The 18691-nt window shown below is 73.9% G+C and carries 16 protein-coding genes; 11 read left to right on the plus strand and 5 right to left on the minus strand.

Annotation, left to right across the window (positions count from 1 at the left end):
• Positions 1-460: 460 nt before the first annotated feature.
• A complete protein-coding gene (locus ACZ4A5_RS27720) occupies positions 461-1372 on the minus strand; it encodes a DUF3027 domain-containing protein (RefSeq protein WP_467589941.1) in 912 nt (303 codons plus the stop codon).
• Positions 1373-1665: 293 nt separating this feature from the next.
• On the opposite strand from ACZ4A5_RS27720, the gene ACZ4A5_RS27725 reads away from it, so the two are divergent.
• The 4 genes from ACZ4A5_RS27725 to ACZ4A5_RS27740 are packed head-to-tail and all read left to right on the plus strand — an operon-like array spanning position 1666 to position 5343.
• The gene (locus ACZ4A5_RS27725) at positions 1666-3147 is read left to right on the plus strand and encodes an MFS transporter (RefSeq protein WP_467589978.1); all 1482 of its coding nucleotides are present in this window, start codon (positions 1666-1668) and stop codon (positions 3145-3147) included.
• A 26-nt stretch (positions 3148-3173) separates the two neighbouring features.
• Positions 3174-3641 carry a DUF2771 domain-containing protein gene (locus ACZ4A5_RS27730; RefSeq protein WP_398868134.1) on the plus strand — a complete coding sequence of 156 codons (468 nt, stop codon included), beginning with the start codon at positions 3174-3176 and terminating at the stop codon, positions 3639-3641.
• A gap of 19 nt (positions 3642-3660) precedes the next feature.
• Positions 3661-4437: a futalosine hydrolase gene (locus ACZ4A5_RS27735; RefSeq protein WP_467589944.1), complete on the plus strand. Its 777-nt coding sequence runs from the start codon at positions 3661-3663 to the stop codon at positions 4435-4437.
• A 54-nt stretch (positions 4438-4491) separates the two neighbouring features.
• The gene (locus ACZ4A5_RS27740; RefSeq protein ID WP_467589946.1) at positions 4492-5343 is read left to right on the plus strand and encodes a 1,4-dihydroxy-6-naphthoate synthase; all 852 of its coding nucleotides are present in this window, start codon (positions 4492-4494) and stop codon (positions 5341-5343) included.
• A 51-nt stretch (positions 5344-5394) separates the two neighbouring features.
• On the opposite strand, the gene ACZ4A5_RS27745 is transcribed toward ACZ4A5_RS27740, so the two are convergent.
• Positions 5395-5778 carry a cold-shock protein gene (locus tag ACZ4A5_RS27745; protein ID WP_046926517.1) on the minus strand — a complete coding sequence of 128 codons (384 nt, stop codon included), beginning with the start codon at positions 5776-5778 and terminating at the stop codon, positions 5395-5397.
• Positions 5779-5987: 209 nt separating this feature from the next.
• Between ACZ4A5_RS27745 and ACZ4A5_RS27750 the strand changes: the two genes are divergently transcribed.
• Complete coding sequence (locus ACZ4A5_RS27750) at positions 5988-6260, plus strand: hypothetical protein (protein WP_398868137.1); 273 nt, start codon at positions 5988-5990, stop codon at positions 6258-6260.
• On the opposite strand, the gene ACZ4A5_RS27755 is transcribed toward ACZ4A5_RS27750, so the two are convergent.
• Positions 6203-6883 carry an HAD family hydrolase gene (locus tag ACZ4A5_RS27755; RefSeq protein WP_467589951.1) on the minus strand — a complete coding sequence of 227 codons (681 nt, stop codon included), beginning with the start codon at positions 6881-6883 and terminating at the stop codon, positions 6203-6205. The two genes, ACZ4A5_RS27750 and ACZ4A5_RS27755, sit on opposite strands and share 58 nt — an antisense overlap.
• Before the next feature lie 262 nt (positions 6884-7145).
• Between ACZ4A5_RS27755 and ACZ4A5_RS27760 the strand changes: the two genes are divergently transcribed.
• Genes ACZ4A5_RS27760 through ACZ4A5_RS27770 form a run of 3 tightly spaced genes read left to right on the plus strand, consistent with a single transcriptional unit; the run spans position 7146 to position 10050 of the window.
• Positions 7146-8180 carry a FecCD family ABC transporter permease gene (locus ACZ4A5_RS27760; RefSeq protein ID WP_467589954.1) on the plus strand — a complete coding sequence of 345 codons (1035 nt, stop codon included), beginning with the start codon at positions 7146-7148 and terminating at the stop codon, positions 8178-8180.
• Entirely contained in the window at positions 8177-9229 is a 1053-nt protein-coding gene (locus tag ACZ4A5_RS27765) for a FecCD family ABC transporter permease (RefSeq protein ID WP_467589957.1), read from the plus strand. Before ACZ4A5_RS27760 ends, ACZ4A5_RS27765 begins: the two co-directional genes overlap by 4 nt.
• Positions 9226-10050 carry an ABC transporter ATP-binding protein gene (locus tag ACZ4A5_RS27770; protein WP_467589960.1) on the plus strand — a complete coding sequence of 275 codons (825 nt, stop codon included), beginning with the start codon at positions 9226-9228 and terminating at the stop codon, positions 10048-10050. The genes ACZ4A5_RS27765 and ACZ4A5_RS27770 overlap by 4 nt, the downstream gene beginning before the upstream one ends.
• 2 nt (positions 10051-10052) lie before the next feature.
• On the opposite strand, the gene ACZ4A5_RS27775 is transcribed toward ACZ4A5_RS27770, so the two are convergent.
• The gene (locus ACZ4A5_RS27775) at positions 10053-10958 is read right to left on the minus strand and encodes a hypothetical protein (RefSeq protein ID WP_467589963.1); all 906 of its coding nucleotides are present in this window, start codon (positions 10956-10958) and stop codon (positions 10053-10055) included.
• Between the two features lie 397 nt (positions 10959-11355).
• On the opposite strand from ACZ4A5_RS27775, the gene ACZ4A5_RS27780 reads away from it, so the two are divergent.
• Together ACZ4A5_RS27780 and ACZ4A5_RS27785 are read left to right on the plus strand one after the other, a co-directional pair.
• Entirely contained in the window at positions 11356-13845 is a 2490-nt protein-coding gene (locus tag ACZ4A5_RS27780) for a helicase-associated domain-containing protein (RefSeq protein ID WP_467589964.1), read from the plus strand.
• Positions 13846-14306: 461 nt separating this feature from the next.
• Positions 14307-15956 (plus strand): DNA repair helicase XPB, encoded by a 1650-nt coding sequence (locus tag ACZ4A5_RS27785; RefSeq protein WP_398868143.1) that lies wholly within the window; start codon positions 14307-14309, stop codon positions 15954-15956.
• A gap of 37 nt (positions 15957-15993) precedes the next feature.
• On the opposite strand, the gene ACZ4A5_RS27790 is transcribed toward ACZ4A5_RS27785, so the two are convergent.
• Positions 15994-16128 carry a hypothetical protein gene (locus ACZ4A5_RS27790; RefSeq protein WP_467589969.1) on the minus strand — a complete coding sequence of 45 codons (135 nt, stop codon included), beginning with the start codon at positions 16126-16128 and terminating at the stop codon, positions 15994-15996.
• A 278-nt stretch (positions 16129-16406) separates the two neighbouring features.
• On the opposite strand from ACZ4A5_RS27790, the gene ACZ4A5_RS27795 reads away from it, so the two are divergent.
• Complete coding sequence (locus ACZ4A5_RS27795; RefSeq protein ID WP_467589972.1) at positions 16407-18467, plus strand: HelD family protein; 2061 nt, start codon at positions 16407-16409, stop codon at positions 18465-18467.
• Positions 18468-18691: the final 224 nt, after the last annotated feature.

Raw genomic sequence — 18691 nt, forward strand, 5'->3', positions numbered from 1 at the left:
CGGGTGCGGTTGCGCGGTGCCGGATCAGGGTCCATGATCGCCCTCCCCTTGGCCGCCACTCCGATTACCCCACTAGTAAGAGTGTCTGCTAAGCCCCCACACCCCCACCCCGCCCGCCGCGCCGAAGCCGGGTTTTCACCCACCTGCACGCACGGACGACATCTGCTCCCCACCCTCACCCACCGGCGAAAGGGCGGGCCCTCACCCACCCGCGCCCACGGGCAAGCACCCACTTCCCGCACTCACCCTCCGGTGGGAGGGGGTGGGGCTGGAGGGTGGGGTTCTGGAACGCGGTGCGTCGGCACGGCACTCGATGAGAATCAGGGCACCCGCACCGCGTTCCAGGTCCCCAGCCCGGAAGACCCACCCCCGGCACCCACCACAACCCAGCCCGGCCGGCGCTTGAGGCCACCCGAACCCCGGCCACAAACAACCCGCACCCGACAAAAAACCGCAAACGCTAGGAGTGCCCAAGCTCCTCATCAGGCCCATCAGCCGAAGCCGAAGCCGAAACCGACCCCGCCACCGGATGAAGCTGAAGCGGATCCACCAACGTCTCGTCGATCACAGGAGGAGAAGGCCGCGGAGCCTTCGGCATGACCGCCGCCTCGGAGTGCCCCCCGCACCCGTAGGACAGCGACACGACATGCCCGTCCGCCGGCCCGAACTCGTTCGCGCAGATGCCGAACGCCTGCCCGAGGGAGCCGCCGAGGCGCACGAGGAAGCCGCAGCTGACGCAGGACGCGGGGGCCGCCTGGGCCATGGGGGTCTTCGCGCCGTGGGAGTCGTCCCAGCGGTCGGCGGCGGAGTGGAGGCCGTAGCGGGAGAGGACGCGGGCGCGCCGCATGCCGAGTTCCTCGGCGACGGCGGCGATGGAGCCACGGGCGGGCGGCGTGGCCTGGACGGCAGGGGAACCGACGGTGACGTCGGCGTCCTCGGCCTCGGCGAGGCGGTCCATCTCCTCGGCGAGGGCAGAGTTCGGCGGCGGGGCGTCCTCGCCGGTCCAGCCGGGCTCCAGGCGCAGGTCGTCGGCCTCGGTGGGGAGGAGGTCGCCGGGGCCCATGTCGCCGGGGCGCAGCCGCTCGCTCCAGGGGACCCACTCGGGGGCCAGGAGGGCATCGGGGCCGGGCAGCAGGACGGTCTCGTCGAGCGTGACGACCTTGGCGCGGGAGGCGCGGGCGACGGTGACGGCCCAGCGCCAGCCGCGGTAGCCGGGGTCCAGGCAGGCGAAGTAGTGGGTGACGACGCGGTCCCCGTCGGCGGCGACCTCGACATGGTCGCCGACCATGCCCGGCAGCGCCGCTTCCTCGGCCGCCGTACGGGCGAGTTCGACCGCCTCGGCGCACAGGCGGTCCGGGGTACGGCTTCGCATCGCAGCACTCACAAGAATCGATTCTCTCTTCCACGCCGTCTCACGAGTGCGCCAGCCGAACGGCCGGGTCGGCGGACGGAGCGGACCGGAGGACCGCGTCGACGTCCGCGCCCGAACGGCCTCGGGCGCACCTAGTCACTCCCATTCTGCGGGATGGAGACTCGGGGCGCGGCCAAGAACGACCACCGGTGGCGCGCTACGCACGCTACCCCGCCAGGACACCCGGGGGATACCCGGGCTTCGGCGAGCCCCCGGGCGGGGAGGGCACAGAGGGCGCCGGGCGCGCCCCACGGATGGGCGGAAAGTGCCACGCCCGGTGGCAGTTGGGGCAGTATGGCGTGGTGGGAGCCATCCGGTCAGCCGAAGGCGGTCCGCTCCGCCGTGCGGCCCGGGGCGCCGGCCGCGTGTTGCGCAGCCCGTTCACGGGGGCGGCGCGGGGCGTCCGCAGGGCCACGCACGCGCACGGCGCGGGCGAGTCGGGGCTGGGCAAGCTGATCGAGCTGCACGCCGTGAATTCGGCGGGCGACATGCTGATCACGGTGGCCCTGGCGTCGACGGTGTTCTTCTCGGTGCCCACGGATCAGGCGCGCGGGCGGGTGGCGCTGTATCTGGCGGTCACGATGGCGCCGTTCACCCTCCTGGCCCCGGTGATCGGGCCGCTGCTGGACCGGCTGCCGCACGGCCGCCGGGCGGCGATGGCGGGGGCGATGCTGACGCGGGCGCTGCTGGCGCTGACGATGTCGGGCGCGGTGGCGAGCGGCGGCCTGGAGCTGTATCCGGCGGCGCTGGGCGTGCTGGTGGCGTCGAAGGCGTACGGCGTGGTGCGGTCGGCGGTCGTGCCCCGGCTGCTGCCACCGCGCATCTCCTTGGTGAAGGCCAATTCCAGAGTGACGCTCGGCGGGCTGCTGGCCACGGGTGTGGCGGCCCCGCTGGGCGCGGGGCTGCACCAGCTGGGGCCGGCGTGGCCGCTGTACGGGGCGTTCGTCGTGTTCGCCGGGGGCACGCTGCTGTCGTTCTCGCTGCCGCACAAGGTCGACTCGGCGAAGGGCGAGGCGAGGGCGCAGCTGGTCTCCGGCGAGCACCGCTCCGCGCTGCGGCCCGCGCTGGAACGGCACCGGAGCACCGTACGGCGGAAGACCGGCCGGAAGGAGCGGCAGAAGAACGGCAAGGCGCCCCGGCCGGGCCTGCGCACCGTCGGCAGCTCGGTGCTGCACGCTCTCCAGGCCAACAGCGCCATGCGCATGCTCTCCGGCTTCCTCACCTTCTTCCTGGCCTTCCTGTTGCGCGTACACCCGATCGGGGGGCTGAGCCCGGCGTTCTCCCTGGGTGTCGTGGCGGTCGCGGCGGGCGGGGGCAACGCGCTGGGCACGGCGATCGGCGCGCTGCTGCGCTCGCGCGGCCCGGAGAAGACGATCGCGCTGGTGCTGACGCTGTCCCTGGGCGCGACGGTGGCCGCGGCCGCCTTCTTCAGCGCCTTCTTCGTGGCGGTCGTGGCGGCCGTGGCGGGCATCGCGCAGGCGCTGGGCAAGCAGTCGCTGGACTCGCTGATCCAGCGGGACGTGCCGGAGGAGGTGCGGACGTCGGCGTTCGCGCGTTCCGAGACGCTGCTCCAGATGTCCTGGGTGGCCGGCGGGGCGATCGGCATCGTGCTCCCGCTCAACGGCACCCTCGGCATGTCGGTGGCCGCGGGGGTGCTGGCGCTGGGTGTGGCCACCGCTGTGCGGGGTCTGCTGACGGCGGCCCGGCGCGGCTCGCCGCACCCGCGCGTGGCGTGAGTGGACGGGCCCGATAGCCTGCGCGCATGACCGATGCGTTTTTCCAGGGCAAGCGCCGACGTGCCGCTGCCGCTGTCGGCGCCGTCGCCTTCGGCCTCGTCGCCCTTTCCGCCTGCGACAAGCCGACGCCCCTGGCGACGGTGTCCGTCGGCTCCACCACGGTGACCACCGAGGCCGCCTGCTTCGACGAGAGCAAGACGCTCGACCAGTCGGCCCTCCAGAAGTGCCTGGCCGACAAGTCGGTCAAGAGCATCAAGGTGAAGCAGGGCGACAAGATCCGCGTGGGCGTCGAGCCGAAGATCGCCGACGAGAGCTGGTTCGTGGTGGCCGGCAACCAGCCGCGCTCGAACCAGACGAAGCAGACGTACACCTCGCTCGAGGGCGACCAGCTCTTCTACAACCAGCAGATGGGCACCCTGGACAAGTCCACGGTCCTGTCGGTCGTCAGCAAGAACGGCGTGTGGAGCGTCAAGCTCGAGCTCGACAAGGACTGACGGCCCGGAGGTCCCGCTGATGCGCGTACTCGTCGTCACCGCCGTCGCGGCGGAGCGTGACGCGGTCACCCGCGGCACGGCGGGGGCCGGCGGCACGGCGGAGACCGCGGAGCTCGCCGTGCCGGGCTTCGTGCTGCGGCGCACCGTCGGCGCCGCCGCGGCCGGTGCCGTCCCGCTGGTGGTCGACGCGCTGGCCGCCGGTGTCGGCCCGGCCGCCGCGGCGGCCGGCACCGCGACGGCCCTGACGGCCGCGGCGGTCTCCGGCGGCCCGTACGACCTGGTGATCTCGGCGGGCATCGGCGGCGGCTTCACGGGCGCGCCCGCGGGGGCCCCGGTGGGTTCCCTCGTCGTGTCCGACGCGATCGTCGCCGCGGATCTGGGCGCCGAGACGCCCGAGGGCTTCCTCCCCGTCACCGAGCTGGGCTTCGGGACCGTGGAGCACCGGCCCCCCGAGGCGCTCGTGGCGGCCGTGGCCGGCGCGACCGGCGCCCGGCGCGGTGAGGTGCTGACCGTGTCGACGGTGACGGGTTCCGCGGAGCGCGCCCGCGCGCTGGCGAAGCTGCGCCCCGGCGCGCTGGCCGAGGCCATGGAGGGCTTCGGCGTGGCCGAGGCCGCCGCGGCGCACGGGGTGCCGGTGCTGGAGATCCGCGCGGTCTCCAACCCCGTCGGCCCGCGCGACCGCGCCGCCTGGCGCATCGGCGACGCCCTCGCCGCCCTCGCGGACGCGTTCGCGGCGCTGCCCGGGGCCCTCGGGGCGGCGGCGGATGTCTTCCCGCACGTCACCGACCTTCCGTAAGGCCCGGCCCGCGCCGGTCCCCGCAGCACCGTCACCGCACGCGAGGAGGACCCCATGAGTGAACCGCTCAAGATCGCCTATTCGCCCTGCCCCAACGACACCTTCGTCTTCGACGCCTGGGCGCACGGCCGCGTCCCCGGCGCGCCCGCCCTCGACGTCACCTTCGCCGACATCGACATCACCAACGGCATGGCCGAGCGCGGCGAGTTCGACGTGCTGAAGGTGTCGTACGCGGAACTGCCCTGGGTCCTGGAGGAGTACGCGCTGCTGCCGTGCGGCGGCGCCCTGGGCCGGGGCTGCGGTCCGCTGGTGCTGACCCGCGAGCCGGGCGGGGCCGCCGGGCTGGCCGGGAAGACGGTCGCGGTGCCGAGCGAGCGCTCGACGGCCTATCTGCTGTTCCGGCTGTGGGCCGCGGCGGAGGTGCCGGGCGGGGTCGGCGAGGTCGTCGTCCTGCCGTTCCACGAGATCATGCCCGCCGTCAGGGAGGGCAAGGTGGACGCCGGACTCGTGATCCACGAGGCGCGGTTCACGTATCGGCAGTACGGGCTGCACTGCCTGGCCGACATGGGGCAGCACTGGGAGTCGACGACGGGCCTGCCGATCCCGCTCGGCGCCATCATCGCCAAGCGCTCGCTGGGCGCGGCCCGGCTGCGTGAACTGGCGCGGGCGGCACGGACGTCGGTGCGGATGGCCTGGGAGGACCCGGCCGCCTCCCGGCCGTATGTCCTGGCGCACGCCCAGGAGATGGACCCGGCGGTCGTCGACCAGCACATCGGGCTCTACGTCAACGAGTTCACCGCCGACCTCGGCGAGGACGGCTACGCCGCGGTGCGCGGGCTGCTGACCCGCGCCGCGGCCGAGGGGCTGGTGCCGCCCCTCGGCCCGGAGGCACTGGAGTTCGCCTGACGGTCGGCCCGTCGGGCGGTCACCCGCACCTCTCGCGAGCGGGAGCGGTGGTCAGACGTCCAGCTGGTCGGCCACCGCCCGCAGCATTCCGGCGATCTTCGCGCCATGGGCCTTGTCGGGGTAACGGCCGCGCTCCAGCTGCTGGGTGACGTTCTCCAGGAGCGTGGTGAGGTCCTGGACGATCGACGCCAGCTCATCGGGCTTGCGGCGCTGGGCGGCCGCGACCGACGGGGCGGGGTCCAGCAGCGTCACCGTGAGCGCCTGGTCGCCGCGCTGGCCGGCCACGACACCGAATTCCACCCGCTGTCCGGGCTTGAGGGCGTCTACCCCGTCCGGGAGCACCGAGGAGTGGACGAAGACGTCTCCGCCGTCGTCGCGGGAGAGAAAGCCGAAGCCCTTCTCACTGTTGAACCACTTGACCTTGCCGGTAGGCACGTCTGTCCTCGTCCTCGTGTCTCGTCGGAAATACGGAAAACGTCTGCAATCAACGGAAAAACAGCTCTTGATAGCACTACAGCGGGTCGTAAGACCCGCTACCCCCAAGGCTAATGGTCCCGGGCCCGGTGACAAGACGTCCTTTTTCCGTACGGCGCCGGGGGCGAGAGGTGCCACCGCGCCGTCGGCTATGGATCTACCCTGGTCAGGTGAGTAGCGAAACTCCCCGGGACGGGGATCTGCTGGTACGCGTCGGCGCCATCGTCTTCCTCGTCGGCGCGGTGGCCACCCTGGCGACGGTCGCGCCCCTCTTCCTGGGCGCCCGTCCGCTGCCGTCGGCAGCGTACTTCGTCTGCATGCTGATGGGGGTCGGATTCCTGATCGCGGCCGCCGGAGTGCTGCGTTCCGTCGCGGCGCAGCGCCGTCAGGCGCGCGCCTCGCTGCCGGCCGCGGTCCCGGACGGCGCGGCCGCCTCGCGGTAGCCGCGCAGCCAGCGAGGAAAGGCCGTGAGGTCGGCGAGGAGCACATCGGCCCCGGCGGCGCGCAGTTCCTCCTCGTCACACGGACCCGTCGCGACCCCTACGGACAGCGCACCCGCCGTACGCGCGCCGCGCACGTCGCCGGTGTGGTCGCCGACGTAGACGCTCGCGCCGTGCGCGCGCAGCGCCGTGGCCTTGCCCTCCGCCCAGAGGTCGCCGACGAGCGCGTCGGGGGCGAGTCCGAGGTGGTCGAGGTGCAGCCGTGCGTTGCGCTCGTACTTCGCGGTGACGACGACCGACCGGCCGCCCAGCTCCCGTACGGCGTCGAGCGCCTCGCGCGCGCCCGGCATCACGGGTGACGCGGCGATCGCGAGCGTGGGGTAGACCGCGCGGTAGTCGGCGGCGGCCGCGGCGACGCGGTCCGCGGGGAACCAGTTGGCGAGCTCCTGCTCCAGCGGCGGCCCCAGCCTGCTGCACACCAGGTCGACGTCGATGCGCGTGCCCGTCGAGGCGGCCAGCGACTCGTACGCGGCCCGGATGCCCGGCGCGGAGTCGATGAGGGTCAGGTCGAGGTCGAAGCCGACGGTGAACGGGGCGTCGGCCGGCGGCCGCGGATGCAAGGTCATGCCCCACATTCTGCCGCGATGCCCGACCCGTACACTTAGCGTCGCCTAACCTCGGCCGTGGCCGGTGGGGCCGGTGTGCCGAGCCGCGTGCCGGCCGGCGCCCGCGGCGGAGCCCCCGCGGACTCCGTCCGGCGGACGTGGTCCCGGCCGCGGGGCGGGCCAGGTGTGCCGCACGAGACCGACGGTCCGCGGCGCCCCCGGGCCGTCCGGCGATCGAGGGCACCGCCGCGCCCGATGTCCGTACGAGCCATGAGTGGAAGCGATGTCAGCCGCCGTCCCGATCAGCAGCCCAGGGTCCCCACGGGTCCGGCGCCGCGTCGGCTGGACGGCGGCCGCGGTCGTCGCCCTGCTGGCGGCGGTGCTGTTCAGCCTCGCCGTGGGGGCCCGGACGACCCCGCCCTCCCAGGTCTTCGACGCGCTCTGGCACGGCACCCCCGGCAAGGCCACCGCCGTCGTGCGGGAGATGCGGCTGCCCCGCACGGTCGTCGGGGTGATGGTGGGCGCGGCGCTCGCCATCGCGGGAACGGTTCTTCAGGGCATCACCCGCAACCCCATCGCCGACCCCGGCATCCTCGGCATCAGCCACGGCGCCTCGCTGGGCGTGGTCCTCGCGATGACCTTCGCCGGGGTGCAGACGCTGTCCGGCTATGTGTGGTGGGCCTTCGCGGGCGCGGCGCTCGCCTCCGTCGCCGTCTACGCCGTCGCGGCGCGCGGCCGGGGCGGCGCCACCCCGGTGAAGCTGGCGCTGGCCGGTGCCGCGATCAACGCGCTGCTGCTGTCCGTCGTGCACGGCGTCCTCACCACCCACGCCGCCGTCCTGGACCGCTTCCGGTTCTGGCAGGTCGGCTCGCTGCCGAGCCAGGACACCGGGATCGCGGGCCAGATCTGGCCGTTCCTGCTGGCCGGCGTGGTGCTGGTGCTGAGCGTGGCCCGCGGCCTCGACGCGCTCGCGCTCGGCGAGGACGTCGCCAAGGGGCTCGGCCAGAACGTCGCGACCGTACGGATCGTCGGCGGCGTCGGTGCCACGGTGCTCACCGGCGTGGGCGTCGCGGCGGCCGGCCCGATCGCCTTCGTCGGCCTCGCCGTCCCGCACATCGCCCGCGCGATCGTCGGCACCGACCACCGCTGGCTGCTGCCCATGGCCGCGCTCATCGGGCCCGTGATGCTGCTGGTCGCGGACACCGTCGGCCGGATCGTCTTCCCGCCGAGCGAGGTCCCGTCCGGGGTGATGACGGCGCTCGTCGGGGTGCCGTTCCTGATCGCGCTCGTCCGCCGCAAGAAGGCGGTGGCCGCGTGACGCTCGCCGTGTCCCGCCCCGCCGGATACACCCTCGTACGCGCCGGGCGCGCCTCCTTCCTCGTCCACCGGCGGGCCACCGGTGTCGCCCTCGCGCTGACCGCGCTGCTGGCCGCCGCGTGCCTGGCGTACCTCTGCGCCGCCCAGTCCTTCGTGTCACCGGCCGAGGCCCTGAAGGTCGTCCTCGGACAGCCGTCGCCCGAGGAGCTCACCGTCGGCACCTTCCGGCTCCCCCGGATGACCGTGGGCCTGCTCGTGGGCGCGGCCTTCGGCGTGGCCGGGGCGCTCATCCAGACCGTCTCCCGCAATCCCCTGGCCAGCCCCGACATCATCGGCGTGACCCAGGGCGCGAGCGCGCTGACCGTCGGCGCGCTCACCTTCGGCGTCACGTCGTACGCCTTCCTGCCCTATCTGTCCGTCATCGGCGGACTGCTCGCGGCGGCCCTCGTCTACGTCTTCGCGTGGCGCGGCGGGCTGCACGCCACCCGCTTCGTCCTCATCGGCATCGGCTTCGCGGTCGCGCTGCGGTCGCTCACCAACCTCTTCATGACCAAGGGCGACTACCTCGTCGCCCAGCAGGCCAAGGTGTGGATGACCGGGTCGCTCGGCGACCGCGGCTGGGACGAGGCCGTCCCGGTGGCCTGGGCGCTGCTCCTGCTCGCGCCCCTCGTCTGCTGGGCGGCCCGCGCGCAGCGCACCGTCTCGCTGGACGACGACACCGCGACCGCGCTCGGCATCCGCCTGAACCGGGTCCGGCTCGGCCTCGCGGTCCTCGGCGTCGTGCTGGCCTCCATCGCCACCGGCGCCGCCGGGCCCGTCGACTTCGTCGCCCTGCTCGCCCCGCAGCTGGCCCGCCGGATGACGCGTACGGCCCAGATCCCGCTGCTCTGCTCCGCGCTGACCGGCGCGGTCATCGTGATCGTCGCGGATCTGCTCGGCCGCAGGCTCTTCGAGCCGACCCAGCTGCCCGTGGGCGTTCTGACCGCCGCCGTCGGCGCCCCCTATCTGATCTGGCTCATCATCAGGGGCCGCACCGGAGGAAAAGCGTGACCGAGACCAGCGGCCGCACGGCCCGGCTCACCGCCCGCGACCTGACCCTCGCCTACGAGGACCGCACCGTCGTCGACGGACTCGACGTGGACATCCCGGACGGCGCCGTCACCGTCATCGTCGGCCCCAACGCCTGCGGCAAGTCGACCCTGCTGCGCGCCCTCGGGCGCCTCCTCAAGCCGGCCCGCGGCTCCGTCCTGCTCGACGGCACCGAACTGTCCCGCATCCCCACCCGCACCATCGCGCGCTCCCTCGGCCTGCTCCCGCAGACGCCCGTCGCCCCCGAGGCCATCACCGTCGCCGACCTCGTCTCCCGCGGCCGCCAGCCGCACCAGCGCTGGTGGCAGCAGTGGTCCGACGACGACGAGCGCGCCGTCACCGAGGCGCTGGCCCGCACCGACACGGCCGCCCTCGCCGAGCGCTCCGTCGACGAACTCTCCGGCGGGCAGCGGCAGCGCGTGTGGATCGCGATGGCCCTCGCCCAGGAGACGGATCTGCTGCTCCTCGACGAACCCACCACCTATCTCGACATATCCCACCAGGTGGAGGTCCTCGACCTCTGCCGCCGCCTCAACCACGAGCGCGGCCGCACCGTCGTCGCCGTCCTCCACGACCTCAACCAGGCGGCCCGCTACGCCGACCACCTGATAGCGATGCGGGCGGGCCGGATCGTGGCCCAGGGCGCGCCGTCGGACATCGTGACGGCCGATCTCGTACGCGACGTCTTCGGCCTGGAGTCGGTCGTCGTCCCGGACCCGGTGACGGGCAGTCCGCTGGTGGTGGCGGGCCGGCCGTGGGAGTCGGACCGGGCCGCCGTCTGAGGTCAGCCGGGGCGGCGCGAGCGCCAGAACACGTACAGCGCCGAGGTGACGGCCGCCACGCGCACGACCCAGGGCCAGGAGTCCGACAGCGCGGCGCCCAGGCCGCCCTCCGGCACCGGGTCGCCCCAGCGGCCCTCCGTACGGCCCCACAGCCAGACCGCCCAGGCCGAGAGCGTCAGGCCAGGGACGCCCATGACCGCCCACTGTGACTCGTGGTGCGAGAGCTTGCGCGTGAAATAGGCCAGCGCCCAGCCGGCGGCGAGCACGAACCAGTTGCCCAGCACCGCGCCCACCAGCAGCACCAGGGCCACCAGGAGCAGCAGCACGCTCACCGGCTCGCCGTCCGGGCGGCGCAGCAGGCTGGGGCGGCGCCGGGTCTCCCCGGTCTCCTCCTCCGCCTCCTCTTCCGCCTCCGCCTCCACGGCCTCGGCCGGCACCTCGGCCGCCGGCTCGCGGGACGGTGGTTTCAGTATCTCGGGGATCTCGATGCCGCCGACGAAGCCGTGCACCGCCTCCCCCTTGCCGAACGGCCCCGGGTCCACCCGCCACCAGTCCGGCACCTCGCCGGCGGGGCCGAGCTCCTCCGCGGGCGCGAGGTGCGGCGGCGCCACGGCGGGCACGCCCCGGGCGGCCTCGTCCTCGCGGCGCTGCGCCGGAACCCTGCCGCTCTCGGCGGTGACGAACCCGTTCGCGTCCGCCACGGCCTCGTCCGGAGTGCCGAACCCGGACAGGATGCGTTGCACGGCGGCGGGGGTGTCCGCCCCCTCGGACGATCTGCGGCGCTCGATCTCCGTACGCAGACGGGACACGAGCCGCATGCGGTCGGCGGAGGTCAGCGCGGTGCGTTGCGCGATGTCGCCGACTCGGCTCAGGTAGTCAAAAACCAGCTGATCGCTCTCGATCCCCACCGAATCCCCTAAGACCGCTCGTCCTTTGACGGTACCGGTTCCCTGCGGGGCGGGCGGGGTTGTTCGGGGTTCTGTGGGTTGCGGGGGTGCGGGTTGCTTACGCCTGCGACGGGAGCGGCCTGCGGCCGCGTCCTCGATCTCCCCCAGCTAACGCTGGGAGGTGCCCCCAACGGGCTGGATATGGCTGAGCTCAGCCAAATCAGCCCGTCCGGCGATTGAGGACAACGCGGCGAAGCCGTGTTGCAGGGGGCTGGGGGCTTGCCCCCCCACGCGGCGGAGCCGCACATCAGACGCAGCCGGGAAGGGGCGGGCTGGGGAAAAAGCGCCGCAGGCGCGAGCGACCCGCACCCCCGAGCAGATCAGCAGCAAAGCGCAGCGGACCGGTACCGTAAGCAGAATGACCACCCCGCGCCGCCCCGCCGACAGAACCGGCGCCCCCCGCACCCTCGCGGAAGAGCTGCGCGGCAGGCCCGACGACGCCCTCGCGGCCCTCCTCGTCGCCCGGCCCGACCTGCTCAACCCCGTCCCCGGCGACCTGACGCAGCTGGCCACCCGCGCCGGCACCCGCGCCTCCGTCGCCCGCGCGCTGGAGCGCCTGGACCGGTTCGCCCTGCAGGTCGCGGAGGCGCTCGCGGTCGCCCCGGACCCCTGTCCGTACGCCACGCTGGACGCGCTGCTGAGCGGTGACGAGGCCGCGGACTCCCGCGTCTCCCGCGAACTGCCGCACGCCCTGGGGACGCTGCGCGACCAGGCCCTGGTCTGGGGCGGCGAGGACCGGCTGCGCCTGGTCCGCACGGCCCGCGAACTGCTCGCGCCGAGCGCCGCGCACCCCTCCCCCACCGGCCTCGGACCGTCCGTCGCGGAGGCCACGGCGGGCATGTCCCCGGGCCGCGTCCAGCAGATCATCGCGGCGGCCGGACTGCCCGCGACACACGATCCGGTGACGGCCGTCGAGGCATTGACCGAACTGTTCGAGGACCGTACGCGCATGGCCGCGCTCCTCGCCGGGGCCCCCGCCGACGCGACGGCCGTGCTCGGCAAGCTGCTGTGGGGCCCGCCGTACGGCACGGTCACCGCCGACCCCGCCCCGCACCTGCGCTGGCTGCTGGACCGCGGCCTGCTGCTTTCCGCCGGGCCCGGCAATGTGGTGCTGCCCCGCGAAGTCGCCCTCCACCTGCGCGCCGGGCGAGCGCACCGCGCACCCGAGCCGGTGGCTCCGGAGCTCGCGCCGGTGACCCGGCACGCGGAGCGGACCGTGGACGCGGCGGCGGCCGGCCAGGCGTTCACCGCCCTGGCCACCGTCGAGGAGCTGCTCAAGGAGTGGGAGACCGGCGGCCCGCTGGTGCTGCGCGCGGGCGGCCTCAGCGTCCGCGACCTCAAGCGCACGGCGGCCGTCCTCGACACCCCTGAACAGACGGCGGCCTTCTGGGTGGAGCTGGCGTACGCGGCCGGGCTGCTCGCCTCCGACGGCGAGGTCGACGAGCGGTACGCCCCGACGCCCGCCTACGACGACTGGCTCAAGCTGCCCGCCGAGCAGCGCTGGGCCCGCCTGGCCACCGCCTGGCTCGCGGCGACCCGCGCGGCCGGGCTCGTCGGCGGCCGGGACGCCAAGGCCCGTACGCTCGCCGCGCTCGGCCCCGACCTCGACCGCGGCCCGGCCCCCGAGGTCCGCCACCGCGTCCTCGCGCTGCTGGCCACCCTCCCGCCGGGCGCCTCCGTCTCCCCGGACACGCTCCTGGCCCGGCTGCACTGGGAGCGCCCGCCGCGCGTCACGACCGGCGCCGAGGAGGACCTGCGCACCCGCCTCGCCCGCTGGGCCCTGACCGAGGCCGAACTGCTCGGCGTCGTCAACCGCGGCGCCCTCTCCGCCCACGGCCGCGCCCTGCTCCCGCCCGCCGACGAGGCGCACGCCGTGTGGCGGCCGCCGACCGACCCGGAGCTGGGCGCCGCGGGCGTACGGGCCGCGGCCCTCCTCGCCCCGCTGCTGCCGGAGCCGCTCGACCACATCCTGCTCCAGGCCGACCTCACGGCCGTCGCCCCCGGCCCGCTCGTCCGGCCGCTGGCCCAGACGCTGGGCGTGCTCGCCGACATCGAGTCCAAGGGCGGGGCCACGGTCTACCGCTTCACCCCCGCCTCCGTGCGGCGGGCCCTGGACGCCGGGCGGACCGCCGACGACCTGAAGGCGTTCCTCACCGCCCACTCGCGCACGCCCGTGCCGCAGCCGCTGGCCTATCTCGTCGACGACGTCGCCCGCCGCCACGGCCATCTGCGGGTGGGCGCCGCCTCCTCCTACCTCCGCTGCGACGACGAGGCCGTCCTCGCCGAGATCCTCGCCGACCGCCGCTCCGCGCCCCTGCGGCTGCGCCGCCTCGCCCCGACGGTGCTGGCCGCGCAGGCGGCACCGGACGCGCTCCTCGCGGGGCTGCGCGACATGGGGTACGCGCCGGCGGCGGAGTCCGCCGAGGGCGACGTACTGATCGCCCGCGCCGACGCCCACCGCACCCCTCCCCGCACGGCCCCGGCCCCCGTCGCCGAGGGCCCGCCCGCGCCCGACGCGACGCTCCTCGGCGCGGCGGTACGAGCCATCCGCGCGGGCGACCTGGCCGCCACGGCCGAACGCAAACCGCTCCCCGACACGGCCCCCGGCCGGCTCCCCCGCACGACCTCCGCGGACACCCTCGCCGCGGTCCAGGCCGCGGTCCTCACGGGCACGCCGGTCTGGATCGGCTACGTCAACGCGGAGGGCTCGGCGAGCCAGCGGGTGATCGCGCCGGTTCGGGTGGAAGGGGGCTTCGTGACCGCTTACGACCACACGGCGGATGAGATCCGCACGTATCCCTTGCACCGGATCACTGGCGTGGCGGAGCTGGCGGACGACCCGGCGTAAGGGCCGCGCCCCAGCCCCCGCCTGCGGGTCCGTGGGCCTGCGGCGCTTTTCCCCTACCCGCCCCTTCCCGAAACTGGGGGCGAGCCCCCAGACCCCCACAACGTGGCGCGCCCCAGACCTCGCAACACGCTTCGCGCGTTGTCCTCAAGCGCCGGACGGGCTGAAGTACAGCCCGCACTTGCTCTCCGGTGGGAGGGGGTGGGGCTGGAGGGTGGGGTTCTGGAACGCGGTGCGTCGTCAGGGCACCCAATACAAAGCACGGTGCCCGCACCGCGTTCCAGGTCCTCAGCCCAGAAGACCCACCCCCGGCACCCACCACAAACCAGCCCGGCCGGCGCTTGAGGCCACCCCACAGAAAGCACAACGGACCCGCACCAGACAACGGCGAACCCCCAACCAAGCCCAGCCAAGCGCAGCGATCAGGCACACTGGACGTTTGGCCGAAAGAAATGGGTGAAGCGTTGAACGGACCCCTGATCGTCCAGAGCGACAAGACGTTGCTGCTGGAAGTGGACCACGAGCAGGCGGACGCGTGTCGTCGGGCCATCGCCCCGTTCGCGGAGCTGGAGCGCGCGCCGGAGCACATCCATACGTACCGGGTCACGCCGCTGGGGCTGTGGAACGCGCGGGCGGCCGGGCACGACGCCGAGCAGGTCGTCGACGCCCTGGTGGCCTACTCCCGGTATCCCGTGCCGCACGCCCTGCTCGTGGACATCGCCGAGACGATGGCGCGCTACGGGCGGCTCAAGCTCGTGAAGCACCCCACGCACGGTCTGGTCCTGGAGTGCACGGACCGGCCGGTGCTGGAGGAGATCCTGCGGTCGAAGAAGATCCAGCCGCTGGTGGGCGCCCGGCTCGACCCGGACACGGTGGCCGTGCACCCGTCCGAGCGCGGTCAGATCAAGCAGACGCTGCTGAAGCTCGGCTGGCCCGCCGAGGACCTCGCGGGTTACGTCGACGGCGAGGCGCACCCCATCGAGCTGCGCGAGGACGGCTGGTCGCTGCGCCCGTACCAGAAACAGGCCGTGGAGGGCTTCTGGCACGGCGGGTCCGGCGTCGTCGTGCTGCCCTGCGGCGCGGGCAAGACGCTCGTGGGCGCGGGCGCGATGGCGCAGGCGAAGGCCACGACGCTGATCCTGGTCACCAACACGGTCTCCGCGCGGCAGTGGAAGCACGAGCTGGTCAAGCGGACGTCGCTGACCGAGGACGAGATCGGCGAGTACAGCGGCACGAAGAAGGAGATCCGGCCGGTCACCATCGCCACCTACCAGGTCCTGACGACGAAGCGGAAGGGCATCTACCCGCACCTGGAGCTCTTCGACTCCCGCGACTGGGGTCTGGTGGTCTACGACGAGGTGCACCTGCTGCCCGCGCCGGTCTTCAAGTTCACCGCCGACCTCCAGGCGCGCCGCCGCCTCGGCCTGACCGCGACGCTCGTGCGCGAGGACGGCCGCGAGTCGGACGTGTTCTCGCTCATCGGCCCGAAGCGCTTCGACGCCCCCTGGAAGGAGATCGAGGCGCAGGGCTACATCGCGCCCGCCGACTGTGTCGAGGTCCGCGTCAATCTGACGGACAGCGAGCGGCTGGCGTACGCGACGGCCGAGACGGAGGAGAAGTACCGCTACTGCGCGACCACGGCCACCAAGCGGCGGGTCACGGAGGCGCTGGTCGCCAAGCACCGGGGTGAGCAGACGCTGGTCATCGGCCAGTACATCGACCAGCTCGACGAGTTGGGCGAGCACCTGGGCGCGCCGGTCATCAAGGGCGAGACGACCAACGCCCAGCGGGAGAAGCTCTTCGGCGCGTTCCGCGAGGGTGAGCTGAGCGTCCTGGTGGTCTCGAAGGTCGCCAACTTCTCCATCGACCTGCCGGAGGCGACGGTCGCCATCCAGGTGTCGGGCACCTTCGGCTCCCGCCAGGAGGAGGCGCAGCGTCTGGGCCGCGTCCTGCGGCCGAAGGCGGACGGCCACGAGGCGCGCTTCTATTCGGTGGTGGCGCGTGACACGGTCGACCAGGACTTCGCGGCGCACCGCCAGCGCTTCCTGGCGGAGCAGGGCTACGCGTACCGCATCGTGGACGCGGATTCCCTGCTCGCGGGCGAGGACGCGTAGCGGACCGGCGTCCGGGAGCGGGCCGGGCGGCGCGTGGTCAGACGCGCCGCTCGTCGGTGTACTGCCCGAGGAGGACGACGCTGACGGCCGCGCCGGCGAATGCCTTGATCGCGCGGAGGGCGGCGGTGAAGGTGAAGGGCGTGGTGTCCGGGGTTGCGGATGCGGTGGTCATGTCGTCCATGATGGTTTTCGGGCGCCCCTCGGCACATCGCCCTGCCGGTGTAAACCCCGCGGCGCTGCCGTACGACCCAAGGCCCATGCCGTCCCCTACGGGAGGCGGAGAGCGACCCTGAGAAGGGCCAGGGGCGCGTCGGAAATTCATTCGCGCGCCTTCTGCGTGCTGGTTACAATCGCCCGTCCTGCCGCCTCCCGCACGCTCCGGGAGCGCCCCCGTCCGGTCGGAAACCGGCGGGTCCCGCTCGTCCACAGCACTCTCCCGGAGGCCATGCCGTGCCCGCGCAGCAAGTGACCGACACCGACGCCCCTCTCGAGCGCGAGCGCGCCCATCTCTCCTCCTCCCGGGCGGCGCTGCGCGCGATGCGTGCCGACGTCGAGTCCCTGGACATCAAGGACGTGACCGCGAACTGGGTCAACGCGGCTGTCCTGCAACGCCAGATCGACGACCGCATCACCGCCCTCGCCGACCTCGCGCACACCCCGCTCTTCTTCGGCCGCCTCGACTATCTGCACGCGCCGGGCGCCGATCAGGCGGAGGGCGCGGAGGGCGAGCGGTTCTACATCGGCCGCAGGCACGTGCACGACGCGGACGGCGACCCGATGGTGATCGACTGGCGCGCGCCGGTCTCCCAGCCGTTCTACCGGGCGTCGAAGAAGGACCCGATGGACGTCGCGACGCGCCGCCGGTTCGGTTACACCGGCGGCGAGTTGACGGCGTACGAGGACGAGGACCTCACCGACACGGCGGGCGCCGAGCGGACGAGTCAGCTGCTCCAGACGGAGATCGAGCGGCCGCGCGTCGGCCCGATGCGGGACATCGTCGCCACGATCCAGCCGGAGCAGGACGAGATCGTCCGCGCGGACATCGGCGGCACGGTGTGCGTCCAGGGTGCCCCGGGCACCGGCAAGACCGCCGTCGGCCTGCACCGTGTGGCCTATCTGCTCTACGCGCACCGCGAGCGCCTCGCCCGCACCGGCACACTGGTCGTCGGGCCGAACCGGTCGTTCCTGCACTACATCGAGCAGGTCCTGCCCGCGCTGGGCGAGTTGAACGTCGCCCAGGCCACCGTCGACGACCTCGTCGCCCACGTCGAGGTCCGCGGCACGGACTCCGCCGCCGCGGCGTGCGTCAAGGGCGACGCCCGCATGGCCGAGGTGCTGCGGCGGGCCGTGCGGTCCGGGGTGACGATGCCGGTGGAGCCGCTCGTCGTCGTGCGCGGTTCGCGCCGGTGGCGGGTCCCGGCGTACGAGATCGAGGAGATCGTCCGCGAGCTGCTGGCCCGCGACATCCGCTACGGGGCGGCGCGGGACGCCTTGCCGCAGCGCGTCGCGCACGCCGTGCTCGTCCGCATGGAGGCGGCGGGCGAGGCGCCCGACGACCGCGTGCAGGACGCGGTGGCCCGCAACGCGGCGGTGAAGGCGGTGGTCAAGTCGGTCTGGCCGCAGGTCGATCCGGCGAAGCTGGTGCTCCGGCTGCTCACCGACGCGGAGTTCCTGGCCGAGCACGCGGAGGGCCTCCTCACGCCGGAGGAGCAGGCGGAGATCCTCATGGACAAGCCGGCCCGGAGCGTGAAGTCCGCCAAGTGGACCGCCGCGGACGCGGTGTTGATCGACGAGGCCGCCGACCTCGTGGCCCGCACGCCCTCGCTCGGGCACGTGGTCCTGGACGAGGCGCAGGACCTCTCCCCCATGCAGTACAGAGCAGTGGGCCGGCGCTGCACGACGGGTTCGGCGACGATCCTCGGCGACCTGGCGCAGGGCACGACCCCGTGGGCCACCCGCAGCTGGACGGAGGCCCTCACCCACCTGGGCAAGCCGGACGCCACCGTGGAGGAGCTCACGCAGGGCTTCCGCGTCCCCCGCGAGGTCATCGCGTACGCGTCCCGCCTCCTGCCCGCGATCGCGCCGGAGCTGGGCGAGGCGACGTCCGTACGCGAGGCGGCGGGCGACTTCTCCGTACGCTCCGTCGCCGCGGACGAACTGGACACAGCGGTGATCGAAGCGTGCCGGGCGGCCCTGGCCCACGAGGGCTCGACCGGCCTGATCGCGGCGGACTCCCGCGTCCCCGCGCTGGCCGCGGCGCTGGAGGAGGCGGGCCTGCCCTACCTCGCCCCGGGCGAGGAGACGAGCGCGGAGGCCCGCCTGACCCTGGTCCCGGCGACGCTCGCGAAGGGCCTGGAGTACGACTACGTCGTCCTGGACGAGCCGGAGCGGGTGGTATCAGGAGAACCGGACGAACGGACGGGTCTGCGCCGCCTCTACGTGGCGCTGACCCGAGCGGTGTCGGGTCTGACGGTCATTCACGCGGCGCCGCTGCCGAACGAATTGATGTAGGCCCGGCCGCGTCTGATGTGCGGCTCCGCCGCGTGGGGGGGCGCGTGCCCCGGGTCCCCGGCCGCGGGCCGGCCGGCGCCTGCGGCGGGCTTTTTCCCCAGCCCCGCCCCTTCCCGAAACTGGGGCTGCCGCCCCAGACCCCGCAACACGCTTCGCGCGTTGTCCTCAAACTCCCCCAGCTACCTCCCCCAGACTCCGTCCGGGGGTGCCCCCAGAGGTGCCCC

The sequence above is a fragment of the Streptomyces sp. NPDC025618 genome (assembly GCF_055558795.1).